14 protein-coding genes and 1 tRNA gene are annotated in these 20,982 nt (G+C 58.9%); 4 read left to right on the top strand and 11 right to left on the bottom strand.

Annotated elements, in window-relative coordinates; translation table 11 throughout:
* Nucleotides 1-374: 374 nt before the first annotated feature.
* The 4 genes from BBOH_RS06340 to rplS all read right to left on the bottom strand — a co-directional run bounded on the left by BBOH_RS06340 (nucleotide 375) and on the right by rplS (nucleotide 4,125).
* Nucleotides 375-1,454 carry a LacI family DNA-binding transcriptional regulator gene (locus tag BBOH_RS06340; RefSeq protein WP_081930407.1) on the bottom strand — a complete coding sequence of 360 codons (1,080 nt, stop codon included), beginning with the start codon at nucleotides 1,452-1,454 and terminating at the stop codon, nucleotides 375-377.
* 302 nt (nucleotides 1,455-1,756) lie between these two features.
* On the bottom strand, nucleotides 1,757-2,554 hold the full coding sequence (locus tag BBOH_RS06345) for a ribonuclease HII (protein WP_044098268.1): 798 nt from the start codon (nucleotides 2,552-2,554) through the stop codon (nucleotides 1,757-1,759).
* A 214-nt stretch (nucleotides 2,555-2,768) separates the two neighbouring features.
* The gene (gene lepB / locus BBOH_RS06350) at nucleotides 2,769-3,521 is read right to left on the bottom strand and encodes a signal peptidase I (protein ID WP_143242375.1); all 753 of its coding nucleotides are present in this window, start codon (nucleotides 3,519-3,521) and stop codon (nucleotides 2,769-2,771) included.
* 235 nt (nucleotides 3,522-3,756) lie between these two features.
* Entirely contained in the window at nucleotides 3,757-4,125 is a 369-nt protein-coding gene (gene rplS, locus BBOH_RS06355) for a 50S ribosomal protein L19 (RefSeq protein ID WP_033522369.1), read from the bottom strand.
* A gap of 916 nt (nucleotides 4,126-5,041) precedes the next feature.
* On the opposite strand from rplS, the gene BBOH_RS06360 reads away from it, so the two are divergent.
* Both BBOH_RS06360 and BBOH_RS06365 read left to right on the top strand, forming a co-directional pair.
* Nucleotides 5,042-6,751, top strand: coding sequence for an ABC transporter permease (locus tag BBOH_RS06360; protein ID WP_044098246.1), 1,710 nt, complete (start codon nucleotides 5,042-5,044; stop codon nucleotides 6,749-6,751).
* Nucleotides 6,752-6,886: 135 nt separating this feature from the next.
* The gene (locus BBOH_RS06365; protein ID WP_081930386.1) at nucleotides 6,887-8,452 is read left to right on the top strand and encodes an ABC transporter ATP-binding protein; all 1,566 of its coding nucleotides are present in this window, start codon (nucleotides 6,887-6,889) and stop codon (nucleotides 8,450-8,452) included.
* 146 nt (nucleotides 8,453-8,598) lie between these two features.
* On the opposite strand, the gene BBOH_RS06370 is transcribed toward BBOH_RS06365, so the two are convergent.
* The 4 genes from BBOH_RS06370 to BBOH_RS06385 all read right to left on the bottom strand — a co-directional run bounded on the left by BBOH_RS06370 (nucleotide 8,599) and on the right by BBOH_RS06385 (nucleotide 14,157).
* The gene (locus BBOH_RS06370) at nucleotides 8,599-10,845 is read right to left on the bottom strand and encodes a DUF2207 domain-containing protein (protein ID WP_081930387.1); all 2,247 of its coding nucleotides are present in this window, start codon (nucleotides 10,843-10,845) and stop codon (nucleotides 8,599-8,601) included.
* A gap of 124 nt (nucleotides 10,846-10,969) precedes the next feature.
* The gene (locus BBOH_RS06375) at nucleotides 10,970-11,548 is read right to left on the bottom strand and encodes a LemA family protein (protein WP_033522364.1); all 579 of its coding nucleotides are present in this window, start codon (nucleotides 11,546-11,548) and stop codon (nucleotides 10,970-10,972) included.
* Nucleotides 11,549-11,899: 351 nt separating this feature from the next.
* A complete protein-coding gene (gene pgi, locus BBOH_RS06380; RefSeq protein WP_033522409.1) occupies nucleotides 11,900-13,594 on the bottom strand; it encodes a glucose-6-phosphate isomerase in 1,695 nt (564 codons plus the stop codon).
* Nucleotides 13,595-13,905: 311 nt separating this feature from the next.
* Nucleotides 13,906-14,157 (bottom strand): hypothetical protein, encoded by a 252-nt coding sequence (locus BBOH_RS06385; protein ID WP_143242374.1) that lies wholly within the window; start codon nucleotides 14,155-14,157, stop codon nucleotides 13,906-13,908.
* A 629-nt stretch (nucleotides 14,158-14,786) separates the two neighbouring features.
* Between BBOH_RS06385 and BBOH_RS06395 the strand changes: the two genes are divergently transcribed.
* Both BBOH_RS06395 and BBOH_RS09105 read left to right on the top strand, forming a co-directional pair.
* Nucleotides 14,787-14,859, top strand: a tRNA-Thr gene (locus tag BBOH_RS06395).
* 458 nt (nucleotides 14,860-15,317) lie between these two features.
* Nucleotides 15,318-17,324: a BspA family leucine-rich repeat surface protein gene (locus BBOH_RS09105; RefSeq protein WP_052118236.1), complete on the top strand. Its 2,007-nt coding sequence runs from the start codon at nucleotides 15,318-15,320 to the stop codon at nucleotides 17,322-17,324.
* A gap of 621 nt (nucleotides 17,325-17,945) precedes the next feature.
* On the opposite strand, the gene BBOH_RS06405 is transcribed toward BBOH_RS09105, so the two are convergent.
* The 3 genes from BBOH_RS06405 to BBOH_RS08880 form a co-directional block, all read right to left on the bottom strand.
* Nucleotides 17,946-18,542 (bottom strand): NAD(P)H-dependent oxidoreductase, encoded by a 597-nt coding sequence (locus BBOH_RS06405; RefSeq protein WP_033522361.1) that lies wholly within the window; start codon nucleotides 18,540-18,542, stop codon nucleotides 17,946-17,948.
* Nucleotides 18,543-18,804: 262 nt separating this feature from the next.
* Nucleotides 18,805-19,962: a glycoside hydrolase family 43 protein gene (locus tag BBOH_RS06410; RefSeq protein ID WP_052118235.1), complete on the bottom strand. Its 1,158-nt coding sequence runs from the start codon at nucleotides 19,960-19,962 to the stop codon at nucleotides 18,805-18,807.
* A 610-nt stretch (nucleotides 19,963-20,572) separates the two neighbouring features.
* Nucleotides 20,573-20,740, bottom strand: coding sequence for a hypothetical protein (locus BBOH_RS08880; protein ID WP_156097530.1), 168 nt, complete (start codon nucleotides 20,738-20,740; stop codon nucleotides 20,573-20,575).
* Nucleotides 20,741-20,982: the final 242 nt, after the last annotated feature.

The following is a 20,982-nucleotide window of genomic DNA, read 5'->3' on the forward strand; positions in this document are numbered from 1 at the left end:
CGATCGAATACCTATGTCTGTCTATGGTACCCGCCACCCGAACGGCAACCAATCCGATCGCACTGGCCATCGCCGGCAAATACATAAGCCGGGGCCGGCGCTGTTACACGGTCGGCTCAATGCGTTGAAACAAGAATAAAACGTTGATAAATCAACATATTACTCATTCAACAATCATCACTTCCCAAGGTTTTTCAGTAGAGCCGATCAAGGGGAACGCAGCAGTGGCGGCAAGTCGGTTTTACGCTATTCGCTGACATAACCGACATTGCGACAACCAGAAGACCCGAAGCCGCACGGCGTGCGAAACGACGCGACGGAAGACTAAATCCGCGAACCTTCACAATCTGCCACAGGCACAGCCCGTCCCGAAATCATAGATGCGGCACGGGACCCAGCGAGCGCCGTTGGATCACTCTCGCCGGAATCAGACCCACACCGTGAGCGTTGGAGCTGTAGACCGTCTGCACGTCGCCACCCAGAAGACGCAACGTCTCGCGCATCGCCGCCGTGCCAAGTTCCTCGAAATCGGGTCGCACCGTGGAAAGCGGCGGCCACAGGTCATCCATGCCGGTCATATCGTCAAAACCGACCAAGCTGATGTCTTGGGGAATGCGCAACCCATGTTCATGCAACGCGCGAGCCACGCCCACCGCCTGGGCGTCGTTGGCGGTGACGACGACCGTCGGTTTGCTCTCCCCCGTGGCGCCGATACGTTCAAGGTCGTGATTCATCCGGGAATATGCCTCCGAGGACTCCCACGAGTTGCACTCAATCTCCCGTGACTCTATGGTGTGCGCCGCGGCGGCCTTACGCCATCCCAACAGTCTTGTGGCCGCGTCTCGCCATTGAAGCGGACCGGTGAAGTAGAGCGCCGAATGATGGCCGAATCGTGCGACGAGTCGAGCAACCTCGGCCATCGCGTTCCATTGGTCGAGACCAACCAGTGCCGTGCGACGCCGCTCGTCGGACTGCATCATCCGCCCAGCCTGCCCCATTGACAGGGATCCGTGGGTCGAAGTGATCATGACTCGCGGCTGACGGAACCGCACCCGGCAGGCCGCAGAGAACATCACATCGGTCGGCGTGATGAAGATGAAGGCATCAACGTTCTGCTCATCGAACGAGCGGCAGAGCTCCTCGAACTCGCTTTGCGTGCACAACGCCTCGTGCACCATGGACACCGCAAGAAAAAGATTGTGGCGCCGAGCCATTTCCTCGATGGACGAAATCGCCGAAACCGGCCCGTAAAAATGCTGACCGCCTGCAATCAGGCCAATGGTGTGCGACCGACGGGAAGCCAATGTGCGAGCCGAATTGCTGGGTCGATAATGCAGTACGTCTATGGCGTGCTGCACTCGTGCCCGCGTGGACGCAGAGACGTTCGGAGAATGATTGATGACACGTGAAACCGTCTGATGACTGACCCCGGCCATCTGTGCCACTTCAAACATCGAGGCGCGTTTGTCCAATCGACTCTCGTCGTCCATCATTGCCTTCCGTTCTACCTTCCTGTCGCCACTTGAAAGCCGTCGACAGGCTCACCCTGACGGCAACCGACAACTCCATGCCACTACTCAGCCGAATGCGTCAGACAGTGAACGCTCACAATTCTAGCGCATCACCGAAACCGAAGGATTCTGGACGCCGCCGCAATGCCACCGTTCCAACAGGCGCCGTCAGTCCACGCCGCAACAGGTCGCAACCCGACAGGTCGCAATCGGCTATATCGCACCCGACCGGCCTCACAACCGGCTTACGTCAGATGCCACGAAAGCCGATGCAATGCGGTCGGGCCATACTTCGCAATGGCGGCCCGATGCGCGGCGGACCCATAGCCTTTATTGCGAACCCAACCATACGGGGCATACTGCGCGTTGCCTTGAGCCAGACCGACGATGAACCGGTCACGCGTCACCTTTGCGATCACCGAGGCGGCGGAGACCAGCGCACAGCTCTGGTCCGCCTTGACTTTCGTGGTGATATTGGCGGGCACCGGCACTTGCGGCGCTTCGAATGTATTGAGCGCCTTGGTGATATAGTCGTTGGGCCCGTCAAGTATCGCACCGACGCAAACGGCACCGGTCGGATCCGTTGAAGCCTGATGCGGGACTCTGATTCGTCCATCATCTGTCGAGCCGCCGTCCACGGCCGAAACGCCGACCCCCAGTTCACGCTCGAGCTCGTTGAGGGCCCGCAACGCCGCAATGCCCAGAGCGTAGGAGATGCCCCAATCGTCGATTTCCACGTTACTGGCCTGGCCGACGGCACTCGCACAACACCACGAACGCAACGGTTCGAACATGACCTCGCGCTTGGACTCGGTCAGCAATTTGGAATCAGTAAGCCCTTGAGGCACCTGCAAATCGGGAATATCCTTGGCCCATAGGGCTGCCGCCCCCACCATGACCGGCCCGGCGAGCGCGCCACGTCCGACCTCGTCGAAGCCGACCACGAGATCGAAGCCATCGGCGGCAATCCGCGCCTCCAGCTCGAGGGTCGGCCAGGAATGAGCCACTCGACGGGCATGCTTCCGCTCGCTCACGCCGTCCATCCGATGGTCGCGGTCGGACGGATTCGTTTGACGTGCCGAATCCGTCAGACCCGCCCGCCTGACAGGGTTGGCGGCACCCGCCAAGCCGGCCGGACTCATTGGATTGGAGGAATCCAGCCGATTCCTCTGACCGGCCAGATCCGCGGAATCCCGCTGGGACGCCGAAAACTTCCGATTCACCTGAGGTACCACATCCTCCGCGCATCCACACCACTCACGAATGTTCCGCCCCGGGTATTGCAGTGAACACATCGTGATGCGAATGCAATATGCCAAAATGTTTAATCGGCGCGATCGTAAGGAAGGCGACGCCCCGCACCCGCGAAATCGGGACCAGGCCGTTGTTCCCATCATCTGGATGGTAGCGGGAGTCAGAGGAGTTTGCACGGTTGTCGCCCAACACGAAGACATTGCCTTCGGTCACTTTGACGCTGAAGGCGAAATCACTCGGCTGGGTGCCCTTGCGTATATATGAGCTCTCGTCAATCGCCACGCCGTTGATGGTGACCGGACTGCCCTTGCCCTTGCAGGCCACCGTATCGCCCGGCAGGCCGATCAACCGTTTAATCAGGTCGTTCGAGCCGAAGCTGTCAGTCGATTTGAGCCAATTGGCGGGATCCTTGAACACGACCACATCGCCGCGCCTGAGCGGCATGACCTTGGGAGCCAAACGGTTGGTAATCACACGGTCACCGATCTCGATGGTATCCTCCATCGAACCCGACGGAATCCGGTAGGCTCCGACAACGAACACACGCAGTAACGTGAAAACCAGCACCAGGTTGATGATGAACACCAGCAGGTCCAGAACGTCTTTGGAAGTGAACCCGTCCGTTCTTGCGTGACGTTTCTTGGACTTCCCGACAGCGGAGGACCCTGCATCGAGGTCGGGTTCCAAACCGTGATTCGCCACCTCGACGATATGCCGATCCTCATCGCGTCCCTGATCCGGGCTGTTCGGCATCATATCACTCCCATCAAAAACCTCTACATTACATCGCTCAGACCAGCATAGCCGTACAGCAGGAACGCATTACGGACTGCGATAGGCTCTTCACCTTCTTTTTTGCAGATCCTGTCGATTCGGGCAACTTCCCCCCCACAACACGACGAGGCAAAACCGCAAGCCGACCAAGCCAACGTCAGAACATACAAAAACGGCGGCGGAGCAAACCTCCGACCGCCGCAAAAGGCTCAGAACCTCACGCCTTGGCGCTGTTGTCCTGACGCTCGACGATACGTGCGGACTTGCCGCGACGAGTGCGCAGGTAGTAGAGCTTCGCACGACGAACGCGACCACGACGAGTCACCTTGATCGAGTCGATCATCGGGGAATGCAGCGGGAAACGGCGTTCCACACCGTTGCCGAAGCTGATCTTACGCACGACGAACGTCTCACGCAGGCCGGAGCCCTGACGAGCGATCACCACGCCGGTGAACGCCTGAAGACGGAAGTTGTTGCCTTCCTGAATCTTGACGTTGACCTCGACGGTGTCTCCCGGACGGAAATCCGGAATGCTCTCGGCGGGCTTGAGCTGCTTGGCCTCAAAGGCCTCAATAGCGTTAACCATTGTTTCACCTGTCGCCGCCGCATACCGGCGCACATGTCAGGGGTGCCCTGCCTCGCCACCGACCCAAGGCCGGCACACGGCGCAACGCACCCAATCCACCATTCGGCGGACCACCCGCCGAACGCAAGCCGATTCGCCGCTACGACATCTAAATCGCACGACTGAACCACAACGGAGGCGCACCTATGCGGCAGCGCACCCCCTTGGCATAACAACAGTAGGCAATTCTATCCTCGCGTTCAGACAGCCCGGCAAGAGCCCGTCGGAAGGTTGGCCGAGCAATCGATCAGCGCGAACGATTCCAACCACGGAACTCGTCACCGGTCACAGTGCATTGGTCACCGGCAAATCGACGGACCGCCATGCTCTCAAAGCATTAGTGCACCTCAACCGTAAACCACCGCATGGCAGTGCGGACTACGCTTCAGTTCACCGACCGAATCGTGGGTCTTCCCCACGGAGCCCGAACCCCCGACAACCGGCTTTCGCACTACGTGCATTCGGCTTGACTTTTGTCTCAAACGTGCCTAGGTTGGTCATAATACATACCTATCGTTCGACGTGAAGGAGGTGGGGATCATGACAGACGATCTGCCGAGTAGTTCTAACGATCTACATCATTTATGCTTAAACATCCTTTCCCACTTCGGCGAGACGGTCTGATACGCGGCTGAGCGATGATGCGGCATAAGGCATCTGTCCTGTCTGAATCTTCGGACGGACAGTTGCCTTCACGTGCGCATTTCGCCTTTAGCGTATTTCCTGCAATCGGCATCCCTCACATATCTCACCGAGATTCCACACATCCGAGCATGCGTCGCGCACCACAGGGCGGTGGCGCTTGAAAGAAGGAATCCTATGAACGAATTCACGATTAGCCGCTCTTCACCCGCCGGCACCAACGCAGGCAACTCCGATGATGTCAGCACCGCACGTCGGGTCATTTTCGGACTGCCTTGTGGTGGCCGGCATCCTCGCCGTCTTCGGACTGGTCGGCTGGCTTCTGCCATCCGTCGGCGCACCCATCGGGCCGGATGGCATGCCTTCCACAGTGTCCACCGACCTGCGAAACCTGCCCTACTACGCGTTGCGCTCCGTGTTCCGCATGGCGATCGCGTTGATCTTTTCGCTGGTTTTCACCTTCGTCTACGGGCTGGCGGCGGCGCGTTCGAAACGCTTGGGCAAAGTGCTCATCCCATTGCTCGACATCCTTCAATCCGTGCCGATTCTCGGCTTCCTTTCGGCGACGGTGGCCATCTGGCTGGCCCTCTTCCCCGGTTCGGAGCTGGGCGTCGAAGCGGCCTCGATTTTCGCCATCTTCACTTCACAGGCCTGGAACATGACGTTCTCGTTCCACAGATCCCTGCTAAGCGAGCCGCAGGAGCTGGACGAAGCAGTACGCAACCTACGCCTGACACGCTGGCAGCGCTTCTGGACGCTCGACGTGCCCAATTCCATGATCCCGCTGATCTGGAACATGATGATGAGCGTGGGCGGCGGCTGGTTCTTCCTGACGGCCTCCGAAGTCATCTCCGTGGGCAACAGGGACTATGCGCTGCCCGGCATCGGCAGCTTCGTGGCCACCGCATCAGCCGAAGAGAAACCCGGCAAAGTGGCTTGCGCCATCGTGACCATGGTGCTGATCGTAGTCGTCATCGACGTACTTGTCTGGAAGCCGCTTACGGCTTGGGCCGAAAAATTCCGCATCACCAACAACGCCTCTGAAACGCCCAAAAAGAGCGCGGTGCTCACCGTCATCCGCCAGTCGCATATCGACAAATGGATTGCGACCCTGCTCACGCCGATCAAGGACGGGCTCGATCGCGTGATGCGCGTGTTCGGACGGACCGGGGCGCGTTGGACCGCACCCGCCAAACGGCGCCGCACCGGAGACCTGGTCTTCGACGTGGCCGTGGGTGCGATCGTGGTGTTCGGCGCATACCAACTGCTCTCGTCCATCGCGCAGAAGACGGGGTTCGACGAACTGGGCCACGCCTTCGGACTGGGGTTCATCACCTTCCTGCGCGTCCTGCTACTGACGATCGTCTGCTCGGTGATCTGGGTGCCGATCGGCGCCATCGTCGGGATGAACCCACGAATTTCGCGGTTCGCGGAGCCCCTGGTGCAGGTGTTGTCGAGCTTCCCGGCGAACTTCATCTTCCCCTTCATCACCATGTGGTTCGTGGCATGGAACATCGATATCAACTGGGGTTCGATCCTGCTCATGGCCCTGGGCACGCAATGGTACATCCTGTTCAACGTGATCGCCGGGGCGAGCGCGATCCCCAACGACCTGCTGGAAATGACCCACAACATGGGGCTGAGCACTTGGATGCGCTGGAAGAAACTCATCCTCCCCTCCGTCTTCGGCTCCTGGGTGACCGGCGGCATCACCGCGGCCGGCGGCGCATGGAACGCGTCCATCGTCTCGGAAGTCGTCAGCTATGGCAGGCACACCCTTACGGCAGACGGCATAGGCGCGTACATCACGCAGGCCACTGCAGAGAACAACGGCATGAAAGTGCTGATCGGCGTGGTGGTGATGGCGGTCTTCGTGGTCGGCGCCAACCGTCTTTTCTGGACTCCGCTCGAAAACCTCGCCGACACCCGGTTCGCCCTGAACTAGACGGCGGAGGCCGATCAATGAGCATTCTCGACAACCTGGCAACAGACTCCACCGTTTCGCTCGAAACCTACGGATCTGCATCACGACACCGCTTTACGGCAAACGCAATACAAATTGATTAGAAAGGCGAAGCGCATGACCTTCACCAACTTCATCACCAAGTCCGCCACCGGTGGCGGACACAGCCAGGCGCTGACCCGCGACCTGAACGACGACACGACGAACGCCATCATCGAGGCTGAGCACATCTCCCAGACGTTCACCGGCGACAAAGGCAATGAACTGACCGTGCTCGACGACATATCCTTCACCCTGCACAAGGGCGAGATCGTCGCGATCCTAGGGCGATCAGGCGCCGGAAAATCCACTTTCCTGCGGATTCTCGCCGGTCTGGTCCAACCCAGCTCCGGACGAGTGGCCTACCGCGGCAAGCCGTTGAACGGACCGAACCCCGGCGTGGCGCTTGTCTTCCAGACCTTCGCGCTCATGCCGTGGCTGACCGTGCAGGATAACGTCGAACTCGGCCTGCAGGCCCGGGGCGTACCGCGCAGGCAACGCAGCGAAATGGCGCTGGCTGCCATCGATTCCATCGGTCTAGACGGGTTCGAATCCGCCTACCCGAAGGAGCTTTCGGGAGGGATGCGCCAACGCGTCGGCATCGCCCGCGCGTTAGTGTTGCAGCCGGACGCGTTGTTCATGGACGAACCCTTCAGCGCCCTTGACGTGCTGACCGCCGAGAATCTGCGTCAGGAGGTCCTGAAGCTCTGGGGCAACGAGCAGCAGAACATCTCCTCGATTCTCATGGTGACGCACAACATCGAGGAGGCGGTGCAGATGGCCGACCGCGTCGTGGTGCTCGGCTCGCACCCGGGACATCTGATCGCACAGGTGCCGGTCGACCTGCCCCGCCCGCGCGACAAGCACAGCGCCGAGTTCGGCGCGATGGTCGATAAACTCTACACGGTTCTGACCGGTCAGAACCCCAACGGAACCCCTGACGAGAAGGAACAGGCCGGGCAGACGGGCGCCGGCACCACCCGAGACTCCAACGGAACATCGCCGGACATCGCTTCCTCGACCGTTGAAAAGAGCGGCGCAGAAGCAAACATCGGAGAACCGACCGACGGCACCTTGGCCGATCTTAAACGCGAACTGGTGGACAAGAGGTCGAACAGGGAGGACGGCGCCAGCGACGCCCATGACGACAGCAGCGGTACCGCTGGCGACCTGCCGGACGCGACCCCCGGAGGGTTGGCCGGCCTGATCGACGTGGTGGCCGGATACCCGGACGGCGTGGACCTGGCCGACCTCGCCAGCGACCTGAACTTCGAGGTGGACGACCTCTTCCCGCTGATCGACGCCGGCACGATGCTCGACGTGTTCCGCGTGGACAACGGCCACTGCACCCTGACCGAGAACGGCATGGCATGGCATGGGGCGGACATCCTCAAAGCCAAGGAGATCTTCGCCGATCTGGCGATGGACCATGCGCCGTTGGTGCGCACCATCGACCAGGCGCTGCGCCGCCAACCGAACGACGCGCTGCACGGGGACCTGATCCTCGACCTGCTGCGCCGTCGCCACAACGACGAGGAGGCACGCCGACAGTTCGACATCGCCGTGAGTTGGGGAAGGTACGGCGAGCTGTTCGACTACAACGCCGACGACGATCTGCTCACGCTCGATGACGCGAACAGATAATTCGTCACTCCCCATAGGCAAAGCGGTCGCGAAGGACGGGCGGATGCCATGAAACCGATGGTTTCCTTATGGCATCCGCCCGTCCTGTTGGTTTTGAAGTTCGCAGCACCCAACGAACGAGCCACCACCATGCGCACCTGCGAATCTTACCAGCCACCGAACGAACCGCCGCCCGCACCGCCGCCTGAGCCACCGAATGAAATTCCGGAACCAATCCCGCCGGCATCCGATGACTCATACGCAGGAGTGCCGATATTGATGATTTCACTACTCAACTGCGCACCGATATCGGAGAAGTTCACACCGCCGGGCCCTAGTCCGAAGCCTGCGTAAGTGGCATCGCCATAGACATACATTGGCGCATAATACGTCCAATAAATGGAGGAAATGGCGGAACCGTCGGGAATCCGGGTCCCATCCAAACCCTGCGGCGACGCCGCGGCCAACCTCCGCACCACCTTCTCGCTGATACCCAACGCCGTGGCATAAACGAGGTAGTGGCCCCACAACTCGACATCGAAAGCATCGCGATCGGTGAAATCACTGAAGTCTTCAAGATAGTTGGCCAACCCCTGCAATTCGTCAGCCATTTGATCACCGGATGCGGTGAACGTCTGCCGTTGCAGCAGCATCGCCACAGGCACCAGCAACAGCACGACGATTCCAATCATCAATGACGCGAGCACAGGGACATGCCGGCCGGCATCCAACAGCAACAGCAGGCAAACGCCGCCCATCATACTCAACAAGACAAGGATGGAGGCGTATAGCCCGTTGCGCGAGACCGTAAAACCGCGCGCATCATATTCCAATCGCGCTTGCAAATTGTACTCATCATACAAGTTCGGGCCCTCGTCCCATTCCCCACCACCAGTCCGACCACTCAGCGAGTCCAGATCGAAGGCCCTGGAACCCATAAAGTCGGAGGCCGCTGCGAGGAACCGCAGCATCGCAAACTCGGAAGGATACAATTCGCCCGCCGGATTGTCGAGATACCCGTCCGTCTTGGGAAGAATCACAACAGTGCTGGTCGCTCGGTCACGGTCGTTACGATTGGCCTGAATACATGTGTCGATCTGCGCCCCACTGGCCTTGGCCATATCCAAACCCTGATACCAGCGCGCAGAACCGGGGTAAAGGGCAATGAAACCTTTATCCGCCAATGAAAGCACAGTAGCGGCAACACCGCCCTCGCTCACGGCGGATCCCTTCAATGACGCGTTACCTTGCGCCACACCGTTGAGCATGGCCGCACCGGCTGGGCTGATTTGAGGCACGTCGCGGAAATACTCAAGACGACCACGATATGAAGAACGACGATTGGTGTAAATCACAGCAGCCAACCCCGTCACCAACATCACCAACATGAGAGCCACGGTGAGCCACACGAACAGACGCGTATGGTCGGTGCTTCGGCGCTGAGCCTCATTCCGTTCACACTGCTCGTTCGCAATGACCGTATCGCCATAGTTGCCGTGTTTCCGGTGCGCGACCGTGGCATCCATCACCCTGGCGTCGAATATGGTAACCAAGTCCACGTGTTGCTTCACCGCCACATCGTCGGCCGTAAAGGTGAACATCCCATTCTTGACCGCGCCAATCCGCCCGATGCCCTTATAGTGCAGCCAATGACGGGTCTTGCCTCCATCCTTTGCAACGCCTTTTGGCAAGGTGACTGTGGCCTTGAAGGCACCAATCGGCACGGTGTTGCCATCACCGACCGGTTCCCACTTGAAATATGCCACATCGTCGTAGACGCTGACCACGTCCTTGAGCGTCATACCGATGTCGAACTTAAGACTTTGCGCCTTTTCGGTGGCAGGGATGTTCCATGCGAGCTCGACCTCGTCACCGTCAGCCGCGTTTGAGGCGAGGGTCGGGTCGTCTTTGAGGCCCTGCACATACTGCTCGTCGGTCATCGAGGCCGGACGATAGACCGTACCTGAGTGGTCAACGCTCGCCCCAATCACGGTCGCATACCATTGTTCGGCGAAATGCTTGTCCCAGCTCGAATCGTCGCCAACCTCATTCCGATCGACCACATGGCCCCCGGCATAAGCTTTACCGCTTGTCGCGTCCTTAACCGAAACGTCAGTGATCGCGCTCAGCTGCCTGTCGCTGATCGTCAGGCGCTGGGTCATCTGATGCCAAAGCTGGTGGCCATTCTTCTTATCGAGTTTGATGTCGACATGCTCCACGACACGCAAGTCACCGTTTGGACGAACCGTTACCTCATAATTGAGGGAATTATAGGATAACGCGGCATGATGATCCGCACGACCGGCTACAAAGAACAAGAAAACCGCTAGGACCGCAACCGTCACGCCTGCCGCAATACCACAGACAAGTGCATTCCTGACTCGCTTAGGGTTAGGACTCCTGCCAATACTCATGGCTTTCGGCCCTTCTCGCTTTTCCACAAACCACGCCAAATGCCTCAGTGTGCCGGTTCACGTAAGTCAAATCGATTGCAAATCATATAGTGAACAGTCATCCGTACACACTCATCGCGTACCCTTAGAACCTGATCTGCGGCACCACCTTATCCAACTCGTCGGCGCGGAAATACTCGGCCTTCGAGAAATGGAACATACCGGCCACGATATTCGAGGGGAACATCTCGATCTTCGTGTTGAGCTTCTGGACCACGTCGTTGTAGAACTGACGCGCGTAGGCGATCTTCTCCTCGATGTCGCTCAATTGCGCCTGCAAGTCAAGGAAGTTCTGGTTGGCTTTCAAGTCAGGGTACGCCTCAGCCGTGGCGGTGAGGTTCATCAGGGCGCGCGACAGATTCGACTCGGCCTCGGCGCGGTCGGCCGCCGTGGCCGTCTGGCTGCATGCGGTCTGAAGCGCGGCTGCACGGGCCTCGGTCACCTTCTCGAACACCGCGGACTCGTGCGAGGCGTACCCCTTGACCGTCTCGACGAGGTTCGGCACCAGGTCGGTGCGCCGCTTGAGCTGCACGTCGATCTGCGACCAGCCGTTCTCGACACGGTTACGCAGCGCTACCAGATTGTTATACATGGATACGCCCCATAGCGCAACAACCACGACGACAGCCGCAACAACGATCGCTACAATTGCCCCAGTGCCCATTGCAGCCCCTCTCTTCCCCTCAACCTTTTTCGACCTCGATACTCGACATGCAAACATTTTCGCATAACTCGTATGCCGACGCAAGACAGGAATCGCGGTGCCGGCCGTCAGAAACCAACGGAGAGAGCCAAAGGTACCAGACGCAACACACGCCAAGCATCCTGGCCGAAAACAGCCACCCAAATACAAAGGCACCTGCCCGCCACACGGACGGAACAGGTGCCTTGACTCGCGATATGCGACATATCAGAGTAAGCCGGCGATGGTTTTTACGCGCATCTCAACATACGCGCATTCTCCCGACCCGCAAGGACGCACACAGCCGCCGCCCCCGCTACCGACTACTTAGGGCTACTTGCGATGGGCGCGGTAGAAGCGAATCAGGCTCTGCGTGGAAGCGTCCTGCTGCGCGAGCGCCTCATCGTCCTGCGAGATCGCCGGGGTGATCTGGCGGGCGAGTTGCTTGCCGAGTTCGACGCCCCACTGGTCGAAGGAGTCGATGCCCCACACGGTGCCCTCGGTGAAGGTGATGTGCTCGTAGAGCGCAATCAGCTCGCCCAGCGAGAACGGGGTCAGCGCATCGCCGAAGATCGAGGTGGTCGGGCGGTTGCCGCTGAAGACGCGAGCCGGCACGATGGCCTCCGGCGTGCCCTCGGCGCGCACCTCGTCGGCGGTCTTGCCGAAGGCGAGCGCCTTGGTCTGTGCCAGGTAGTTGCCCAGGAAGAGCTCGTGCACGTCCTGATCGCCATCCTTGGCGGGGTTCGGGGTGTTGGCGAAAGCGATGAAGTCGGCGGGAATCAACTGGGTGCCCTGGTGGATCAGCTGGTAGAAGGCGTGCTGGCCGTTGGTGCCGGGCTCGCCCCAGAAGACTTCGCCGGTGTCGGTGGTGACGGGAGTGCCGTCCCAGCGTACGGACTTGCCGTTGGATTCCATTGTCAGCTGCTGCAGGTAGGCCGGGAAACGATGCAGGTACTGGTCATAGGGAAGCACGGCGTGCGTCGCGGCCTTGAAGAAGTTGCGATACCACACGTTCATCATGCCCATCATGGCCACGACGTTCTGCTCGAGCGGTGTGTTGGCGAAGTATTCGTCGATCTCGTGGAACCCGGCGAGGAACTCCTCGAAGCGCTTCGGACCGCAGACGATGGCAATGGAGGTGCCGACTGCGGAATCCACGGAATAACGGCCGCCAACCCAGTTCCAGAAGCCGAAGGCGTTCTCGGGGTCGATTCCGAACTCCTCGACACCCTTGAGGTTGGTGGAAACTGCGATGAAGTGCTTGGCGATGGCCTCGGCGCGCTTGGCCTCCGAGCCGTCGATGGCGCCGTTGGCTTTGAGGGTGTCCAGGAGCCAGGTGCGTGCCTCGCGTGCGTTGGTGAGGGTTTCGAGGGTGGTGAACGTCTTGGAGACGACGACGAACAGGGTGGTCTCGGGGTCGAGGTCACGGGTCTTCTCGCTGATGTCGTTGGGGTCGATGTTGGAGACGTAACGCGCGGAGATGCCGGCGTCCGCGTAAGGCTTGAGCGCCTCGTAGGCCATGACCGGACCCAGGTCGGAGCCGCCGATGCCGATGTTGACCACGGTTTTGATCTTCTTGCCGGTCACGCCGCGCCACTCGCCGGAGCGCACCTTGTCCGCGAAGGCGTAGATCCTGTCGAGCACTTCGTGCACGTCCTTGACCACGTCCTGGCCGTCGACGATGTACTTGCCCTCATCCGACTTCGGACGACGGAGCGCGGTGTGCAGCACGGCCCGGTCCTCGGTGTTGTTGATGTGGACGCCCTCGTACATGGCCTTGCGCCGATCCTCAAGACCCACGGCCTTGGCGAGGTCGGCGAACAGCTTGAGCGTTTCGGGCTTGACAAGGTTCTTGGAAAGGTCGAAGTGAAGGTCGCCTGCATCGAAGCTCAGCGATTCCACACGCTTGGGGTCTTCCGCAAACCACTTCTTGAGGTCGACGCCCTCGGCTTGCAGCTCGTCGAAATGCTTTTGCAGCGCCGCCCACTCGGGGGTTTTCGTCGCGTCGACAGGAGGATTGATGGCCATGTTATAAGGTCCTTTCATCATGCTTTTCACGTCGGGTTTCGCCGGATTCTTCCGTTCCATCCACAGCACCGCGCCCGACGGTCGCTAGCACCTCCCAAGATACTCACAAAAGGCGACACAACCGCACAAAAGTGTTGATTTGCGACCGATTCACCCCGCGTCACCGGATATATTTACCGGAACCGCAGAATTCCGCTGATACCCACAACCACATCCTCCGACCCGTAATGACGCGATCACAACAGTGAAACGCACCTGCCGACGGAGGAATGAGAGCACCCGCCATAAAAAGGGGCACATGGGCGGAAATATCATTGTCCTGCAATGCCCCCAACGCAGACACCTACGTGAAAGCCGGCACCGTTCAGGGGCGCACAGGGAACGAACCCAACGCTGACTCGACCGAACACTTCGAAGACCACCTGGAAAGCCTTACCGCGGGACCCGTATCGACCGACCACAGGCTGCGCACCGACGACGATGTCGATAAATGGCATGAATCCATCGATGCGGGAGAAGACGATGCTTGAACCGAACACGGCCGCCGAATTTGACTCGGCCATGGCACGACTGAAACAATCTGACCGCACATGAGCCGCTGAGTTGCGGAGCATAGGAAATCGAGCCGGGAGCATCCGTTCCGGGGGAACCGGTAGGTACAGCGAATCACCACAACACGTCCGGCGACACACCACTCTCGGGTATCGGCGAGATGAACGATTTCGCACCGACAGCCAATTTCGACATCGACAAGGCGTGCAATCGATTCGTCGAAGGCATCGGCAGGAGGTCAGACCAAGCGGAGCAGGTGAAGGAGGGCCGGCGCACGAAGCCGATTCACCCGAATTTCGGGCGTGGCCTCCTCTTGCCTGTCGCGCAGCATGCCGCCACCTCTTTCACGTGTTGATTCCATAGAACCCGATAGAGCTCCGCGAACCACGTCTTGCAAGGCTGGAATCACCAAAACCTTGTATAATACTCGTGACTCCGGCCGTACCCAGCGTGCCCCCCCCACAAGCCTTCACGATCAGTATCGTCGTCGTTGCGGACCCGCAGTCCGAGCAGGCACGGCGCACTCCCTACGCAGCATCAACACAGCCGCCGATCAGGACACAGCACAGTTTGGACAAAATACATACCGTTCTGTATACTTGTTTTCTTGTGCACGGGTAGCGCATGCTGCTCGAGCCACGCCGCTTTAGCTCAGTTGGTAGAGCGTCTCACTCGTAATGAGAAGGTCGACAGTTCGATTCTGTCAAGCGGCTCCGCCAAATTTCGTTTACGTCGTCGGATCGCACGCTCCGGTTCATTATGATTTCCGTTTTCATATCCTGCGTTTGGGTTGCAACAATATAAAATTCACCGACCTTTTACGTGTTGCAAAAATTCACGCGTTTGCAGATTTCGCCTGCGGCGTATTCCCCCATATCAGCTTTATCATTTTCCTCCAGGAGCCTATAACGGCTTGTCACGATAACGCGCTGAAACACCGGTAGCACAAAAGCCTAAAGGGCCACCGGTCGAATGCGCGGGCGGCAAGCCTGACCTCTAGTCGACCTAGAGTGCGGGCATCCTATAGTCGGTCAACGCCGACGCACGTGCAACAGCGCCCACGGAGATGCCTTGTTAGCAAACCTTCGAACCGGCGGGTTTAATGATGGCCAATCGGCGTCTCGGAGACATGTGCCTCTAGGCAAAACCAAAATCAATGAACAGGACGAGCATGGGCTTCTTTAACTCACTCATTACAACGGCGCTGTGCCTGACTATGGCAGCGGCACCGATCCACCAGCAACAGCCGGCTCCCGGCCCGACCGGCGCGCCGCAGGCCGGACAAATCACCGGTACAACCGACCGGACACACACGCCCCGCACCTCTGGTACCGGGCGACACGGCACGTCACCACACACTGTCGCCGCACTCGCAACAAAGGCCCAGCAGACAGACGCCACGCAGAAAGGCAACACGGTCGGACCGCAGGACGACGGCGCCACCTGCACGCCCGTTGCGCGCCAGACCTGGGGCACACCCGCTAACGACGCCGCCGTCAACAAGGTGCCCGACCGCGACCCGAACCCCGTGGAATGGGAAATCAGCAGCGACTGCACCCTCACCCTCCACCACGGCACCAGCCCCGACTACAAGGCCGCCAACGATTCCGTGCCATGGGAGCAGTACGCGGACGCAATCACCAAGATACTCATCGAGGGCAACGTCACCCTTTACCGCGACGCCCCTCTCAAGAGCAAGTCCGCTGGATTCTTCGGCAAGATGAAAAAACTGAGCGAAGTGCAGGTGAACGGGACCCTCCACCTCGCAGGGGCAGGTGCAAATCGACTGTTCCTACAGGACGAAGTTCTTACCAATTTCACTGACAAGGGACTGACCGGCTTGGAAACCAGCCAAGCCACCGACATGAGCGAGATGTTCCAGGACTGCTGGAAGCTGACGTCGTTGGACATCAGCAACTTCGTCACCAGCAACGTCACCAACATGAGCGGGATGTTCGGAGGCTGCATCGCGCTGACGTCGTTGAACATCAGCAACTTCGTCACCAGCAACGTCACCAACATGAGCGAGATGTTCAGCAGCTGCTACGCGCTGACGTCGTTGAACATCAGCAACTTCAACACCAGCAACGTCACCAACATGAGCGAGATGTTCGACATGTGCGAAAAGCTGACCTCACTAAACGTGAGCAACTTCGTCACCAGCAACGTCACCAACATGAGCGAGATGTTCAGCGGCTGCAGCAAACTGACCTCACTAAACGTGAGCAAGTTCAACACCAGCAAGGTCACGAACATGTTCTTCATGTTCGGCTACAGCACCGAGCTGACCTCACTGGACCTGAGTAACTTCGACACCAGCAACGTCACCAACATGAGCGAGATGTTCAACAACTGCACCAAGCTGACGTCGTTGAACATCAGCGGCTTCGACACACGCAAGGCCATTGTCTCCAAAGAAGGGGGGATATCGAGCATGCTGGCCTCTGACGCGGCCCTACGCGAACTGCGGCTCGGACCCGACACCTACTTGGCCAAGACCGACACCGACACCGACGCGTTTATCGATAATATATGGGTGAGGCCAGGTATCGCATACGACGTGTGGCTGGAACTGCCCGCCACCGGACCACACATCCCTGTTGCCGATCTGCGCGCACGCACCTCGCTCACGCTCACCTCGCCGCGCACCCCCCAAGGCCACTACATCATCCCCTCGCTGACCCTGACCGTCGACTACAACAACGGACAGGCCGACCATACCGAAACCACCGTCATCGATACCACCAAAACCGCCGGCAGCCAGACCGTCGCTTTAGGCTCAAGGCCCGCGCCCGCCGGCAAGGTGTTCGACGGATGGGAACTGTCCACCAGCGACCCCGAACACGTCACCCTCCGCGGCGACACCGTCTCCTGGACCGCCAAAGCCTACGACCCGAACGCCAAAATCACCGCCAAATGGCGCACCCCCGCACAACCCGGCCAGAACCGGAACCCAGGCCAGCCAACCGGCCAGAACCGGAACCCAGGCCAGCCAACCGGCCAGAACCGGGATTCGAGCCGGCAGGATGACCCGGCCACGGCCGCCGGAGCCCCGAACGGCCTCGCGCTGACCGGCACCGCGGCCACCGGAGCCCTGGCTTTGCTGACCGTCCTGCTGATCCTCGCACTGAGTCTGCTCGCCATGGCCAAGCGACACACACACCGCCACACGCGCTGACCGTTGACCAGACACGGGGCGTAGACACTTCACTCCCTACCCCGTGCCCCGACGGCAATCCGAAACACACGGCTGCCCCGTCCATCGCCACACGGCAATGGACGGGGCAGCCCCATAAGACCCACTTCTCTTTGCTCGACAGCTTTTGGCACGATTGGATTTCGACACAGTTAGACGAACGCGCCGAAGCCACGCTTAGAATACGATTGGCAACTTGATGGCGTTTGGCCTTCCCAGCCAGTCAGCCTCCGCGTCCAGCATAGCGTTCAACAGCTCCTCGACCCACTCGACCACCGGCCGGTCCAGACCGATCTCTAAGTCTGCATGGTCGAACTACAGTATTTCCTTATCGAACATGACGCTCACCTGCTTTCCAATGGAATCTTTCTTTCTCGGCGGCTGAAAATTCCACATAGGGAAAAGCACCATACCTCCCTATCCCAATCCCATAACCTATTCACGCAAAACTTGGGACACTACGGAGTGCCTCACCCGTAATGAGAAGGTCGACAGTTCGATTCCGTCAAGCGGCTCCATCAATCTTCAGCCCGCGTTGCACGCGCACGAAAGTCAGCGTATGGTCGAAGGCCCGCGACCCGCGGGAGGTGCGCCTTTATGCAGCTATGCACGGGCGAGGACCCGACCCTCGTTCGTGGCGCGCTCGATATATTCCAACGCAATAGCTTTGGAAGCCTCGTCCTCCCTGCCGGAGTCCACATCATAGAACATGGTGAACCCGGCCGAAGCCACCCCAAGGTAGTCAGTGAGGACGTCCTTGCAGATAAGGTGCTCAAGCTTATCGATCAAACCATTGCCGTCATACCACTCTTTGGCGCCCCCGGCAGTGGCCATGATATGGAAGCGCTTGCCTTGCATCGCGGCTCCCCCGGCGAACGCATAACCCCGGCACAGCACGCGGTCGAGGAACCCCTTCATCATCGCGGGCATTCCGAACCAGTACACGGGGAAAACCAAAGCGACCACGTCCGCCCAATCGAGTTTGCGCTGGATCGGCACCAAATCAGCCGGCATGGGGGCTTTGCCGAGGTAGTGGCTGCGGTCCTCGGCACCAAACACGGGATTGAAACCGATTCCATGCAGATCGATCATATCCGTTTCGGCGCCCTCCGCCTTCGCGCCCTTAAGGAACGCGGCCCCCAAGGCGTTGGTCAGGCTGTGTTCTTCAGGATTGTCGGTGATTGCAAGAACCTTGGTCATTGTCGTCCTTTCGGTTCGCGAAAGCGCACAGGCGCCCTTCATTGCTTTTATCTCTTACTGTATTGACTTCAAGTACTGTAAGTCAACACGAGAATGAGACCGACAATCCGGCGGACACGAAAGAGCCTGGCACGGCGGGCTTGAACAGAACAAGGTTTACGGCCCGGCAGGATTCAGGAAGCAAGGCCGGCACGGCTACATTCTGAACGACCGAATCCGACAAAACTTCGACACGACGTCAGGAAACCGATCAGAAACGTCGCTAGATATTTGGCCGCACTCTCACGGCCCCCGACGGAAGAGGCTGGGGCGTGACGGTCGGACCGCACACCTCCAACGTCGGATCGCCATCCGCGCCTTCAGCGAAACGCACCCGGTCGATGGCCATTTGCCGAGGATTGGCCGCATGGAGATCATGATGCACATGGTAGAGGATAAAAAATTCCCTGCCATCCGGCGACGGCGCGAACGTGTGATGACCTGGGCCATGAACCAACGCGGTCGAGCGCATGATCGGATTGAACCGGTATTTCACAAACGGCCCAAGCGGTCGGTCGCTTACCGCATACCCCACACCGTACATCGGGCTTTCAAAATGCGAACCCGAATACGTCAGATAATACGTCCCATCGTGCTCGAGCACGTATGGCGCTTCATTGATGGCCGCCATATCCTTTTCCCACGGCTGTGAGGGAACCAACAGCTTGGTCAGCGTACTCTCATCGATGCTTTGCATGTCGTCGTTGAGTCTGGCACCGTAAATCACGTTGCCCTTGTCGAACCGGACGAAATAGAGATAATACCGCCCGTCCTTATCTTTGAACACATGCGCGTCAATCTCTTTGACGTCAGGGTGCATCGGGCCGAACCGCAACTGTTTGAACGGACCGAGCGGGCAGTCACTCACCGACACGCACAGATGCTCATTCGCCGTGTATGTCAGATAAAACCTACCATCGCGCTCGGTGATGTCGGGTGCCCAGAAACCGCTGCTTCCCCAGTTGTCCTTGCCCGCCTCCATCGCCAGACCCCGATCCCGCCAATGCACGAGATCGCGTGATTCATAGACCTTGATGCCGCCTGCTTCCTCGTTCGTGGTGGTCGGGTACAGATAATACATGCCATCGCGATATAGAACGTCCGGGTCAGCCACATTGCTCAGCACAGGATTGGTATACGAGTTGGAAGTATCGGCTCTTGGCTCCGCATACCGTTCAGGACAAGGGCGCCAACGTTCCGAATCGGCTCGCCGGGCAACCGACGGCCTTTCATGACGGATCAACCGACGGAGGTTATTCACAAAACCGTCGCGTCGCATACCCTCATCGCCTCCATGCCGTTGCCGGAACGTTATACCGGCAACGGCCGCGACGACCACAACCGCCGCGACGACAAGGATAAGCGCGAGCATGTGATCCATGGTGAACCCCATCCTTCCCCGGCATTTTCGGCATTCAACGTCATGCTACCCCGAAATGCGTACCCACCGTACCGCAGAAAATCAACGTTTTTAAGACCTTGTACATTCACGAAAACGACCCAGATTTGCAGTCAATTGTTATATTTTTGTTATATTTCAGATCGTCAAGAAATTCAGAAAGGCAGGGAGCCAATCCCACGCTTTCGAGCTGTTATTTCAAGCGCGCATAGACACTCCCCGTAATCAGTATTATACGTCTGCCGAAGGACCCCCTGATGGCGGCGAAGTGCCTAAGCTGGACTTAGTCGCTTCGTCGTAGTTGAGGCCGGTTGCATACATGTCGGAGGGCACCGCAGACCGGCAGATAAGCAGAAGATCGGGGCGCTCCTCCGCAAATAGGCTGTTATTTCAAGTCTGCAGAGGACCCCGACTTCAAGAAAAACTATATCACGTCGTAAAAAGTGTCGCGTGAAATGCGACGCTTTTTGTCAGTGGTGCGACGTTTTCCAGATACCCCCATGGGTGGGGAGAGAACGGCACTGCACCCGAGGGGGCCTAGGGGCATGGGGGCAGGGGTATACCCCCACCCACCTCCATTGGAAAGAATAGGTCAATCGTCGAGGATGTTGGTCGCGATGTCGTCCGCAACCTGATCGTCGGTCATTGTGTTCACTGTCGTGGCGGAAGCCTTGGCGCTGACCTTGGTCTTCGTCTTGGATGGTTCCTCCGGCTCGCTGTCCTGCGTCGTGGGCTGGCTGCCCGCTTCGTGTTTGGCCACCGGCAAGCAGGAACCCGCACGCAGTCAAAAGTCAAAACGAAGTAGACCAATGGCAACAGGGCCACACTGACGTCATCAGCCATCAATGGGCGCCATCGCGGGCATGCACATGCCGGTTACAGCAATTTTTGTGAACCAACAAAACAACTCGACCATGATTTCACCAACCAAGAAAAGGCTCGAATACACAGTCAAGCATAAAATCACGAAGAATAAAGACAAACGTAAAAAGTTAAAATAGG

The organism is Bifidobacterium bohemicum DSM 22767 (assembly GCF_000741525.1).
GTDB lineage: Bacteria > Actinomycetota > Actinomycetes > Actinomycetales > Bifidobacteriaceae > Bifidobacterium > Bifidobacterium bohemicum.

What these genes read in the sequence shown, in the direction of transcription:
- BBOH_RS06340 (WP_081930407.1), bottom strand. Translation starts at nt 1,454, where the DNA reads ATGTTTGAAGTGGCACAGATGGCCGGGGTCAGTCATCAGACGGTTTCA.
- BBOH_RS06345 (WP_044098268.1), bottom strand. Translation starts at nt 2,554, where the DNA reads ATGGACGGCGTGAGCGAGCGGAAGCATGCCCGTCGAGTGGCTCATTCC.
- lepB (WP_143242375.1), bottom strand. Translation starts at nt 3,521, where the DNA reads ATGATGCCGAACAGCCCGGATCAGGGACGCGATGAGGATCGGCATATC.
- rplS (WP_033522369.1), bottom strand. Translation starts at nt 4,125, where the DNA reads ATGGTTAACGCTATTGAGGCCTTTGAGGCCAAGCAGCTCAAGCCCGCC.
- BBOH_RS06360 (WP_044098246.1), top strand. Translation starts at nt 5,042, where the DNA reads ATGATGTCAGCACCGCACGTCGGGTCATTTTCGGACTGCCTTGTGGTG.
- BBOH_RS06365 (WP_081930386.1), top strand. Translation starts at nt 6,887, where the DNA reads ATGACCTTCACCAACTTCATCACCAAGTCCGCCACCGGTGGCGGACAC.
- BBOH_RS06370 (WP_081930387.1), bottom strand. Translation starts at nt 10,845, where the DNA reads ATGAGTATTGGCAGGAGTCCTAACCCTAAGCGAGTCAGGAATGCACTT.
- BBOH_RS06375 (WP_033522364.1), bottom strand. Translation starts at nt 11,548, where the DNA reads ATGGGCACTGGGGCAATTGTAGCGATCGTTGTTGCGGCTGTCGTCGTG.
- pgi (WP_033522409.1), bottom strand. Translation starts at nt 13,594, where the DNA reads ATGGCCATCAATCCTCCTGTCGACGCGACGAAAACCCCCGAGTGGGCG.
- BBOH_RS06385 (WP_143242374.1), bottom strand. Translation starts at nt 14,157, where the DNA reads ATGGCCGAGTCAAATTCGGCGGCCGTGTTCGGTTCAAGCATCGTCTTC.
- BBOH_RS09105 (WP_052118236.1), top strand. Translation starts at nt 15,318, where the DNA reads ATGGGCTTCTTTAACTCACTCATTACAACGGCGCTGTGCCTGACTATG.
- BBOH_RS06405 (WP_033522361.1), bottom strand. Translation starts at nt 18,542, where the DNA reads ATGACCAAGGTTCTTGCAATCACCGACAATCCTGAAGAACACAGCCTG.
- BBOH_RS06410 (WP_052118235.1), bottom strand. Translation starts at nt 19,962, where the DNA reads ATGGATCACATGCTCGCGCTTATCCTTGTCGTCGCGGCGGTTGTGGTC.